This window comes from Halomonas sp. 72 (assembly GCF_052379785.1).
Lineage (GTDB): Bacteria > Pseudomonadota > Gammaproteobacteria > Pseudomonadales > Halomonadaceae > Vreelandella > Vreelandella citrativorans.
In genome coordinates this window covers 1-260 of record NZ_JBQSYY010000069.1, presented here as the reverse complement: position 1 = coordinate 260, position 260 = coordinate 1, and the positions used below count along the sequence as shown (strand labels likewise).

Sequence of the window (260 nt, the reverse complement as noted above, 5' to 3'; positions counted from 1 at the left end):
CGCGAGCTTACCGTCGGGTGGTCACCAACAAAGGCGCACCGGGTGTCGATGGCATGACGGTGCATCAACTGGCTGACCACCTGAAGCAGTACTGGCCAACGCTGCGCGAGCGGCTATTGGCCGATGAGTATCACCCCAGCCAGATCCGAGCCGCCACTATCCCCAAACCTAAAGGGGGAGAGCGGCAACTCGGCATCCCCACGGTCACCGACCGGCTCATCCAGCAAGCACTGTCGCAAGCGCTCATGCCGATCTTCGAC

Annotated in this window: 1 pseudogene; it reads left to right on the top strand. The window is 62.3% G+C overall.

Annotation, left to right across the window (positions count from 1 at the left end):
• A pseudogene (locus ACT3T6_RS17760) lies at positions 1–260 on the top strand (group II intron reverse transcriptase/maturase); the annotation flags it as partial.